Source organism: Enterococcus sp. HMSC076E04, assembly GCF_001814285.1.
Classification (GTDB): domain Bacteria; phylum Bacillota; class Bacilli; order Lactobacillales; family Enterococcaceae; genus Enterococcus_B; species Enterococcus_B lactis.
Genome location: NZ_KV815552.1, coordinates 1 through 815 on the forward strand (window position 1 = coordinate 1; position 815 = coordinate 815).

The following is an 815-nucleotide window of genomic DNA, read 5'->3' on the forward strand; positions in this document are numbered from 1 at the left end:
GTGTAGACTAGAAGAAAACATACCAGGAGGAATTTTTATGTCTAAGAGAACACGAAGAACTTTTTCACAAGAATTCAAGCAACAAATCGTCAATCTTTACTTAGCTGGAAAGCCACGTGTAGAAATCATTCGAGAATATGAACTAACGGCTTCAGCATTTGACAAATGGGTAAAGCAATCTAAAACGAGTGGTTCATTCAAAGAAAAAGATAATCTTACGCCTGAACAAAAAGAATTGTTAGAACTACGTAAAAGAAACCAGCAATTAGAAATGGAAAATGATATTTTAAAGCAAGCAGCGCTGATATTCGGACGAAGAGACAAGTAATCGATGCGAATAAGCATCTTTACCCTATATCAGCGATGTGCAGAATATTAGGTCTATCACGTCAGTCCTATTATTATCAATCAAAACCAAAGAAAGACGAATCAGAACTTGAAGAAGTAGTCGCTGAAGAATTTATCCGCAGCCGAAAGGCCTACGGCTCAAGAAAAATAAAAAAAGCCTTATCAAAACGAGGCATTCAGATCAGCCGACGAAAAATTAGTAGAATCATGAAAAATAGAGGATTAAAATCGAGCTATACTGTTGCTTATTTTAAAGTACATCATTCTACTTGCAATGAAGCCAAAACGACAAACGTATTGAATCGTAAATTCTTAAGAGACAACCCATTAGAAGCGATCGTAACAGACTTGACTTATGTACGAGTCGGGAAAAAATGGAATTATGTCTGTTTCATTTTGGATCTGTTCAATCGAGAAATTCTCGGCTATTCTTGTGGAGAACATAAAGATGCCGTTCTAGTAAAAAA

The 815-nt window shown here is 35.8% G+C and carries 1 pseudogene; it reads left to right on the plus strand.

The annotated features are described in order from the left end of the window. Positions 1-37: 37 nt before the first annotated feature. Positions 38-815 (plus strand): annotated as a pseudogene (locus HMPREF2961_RS14210) (IS3-like element IS1485 family transposase); the annotation flags it as partial.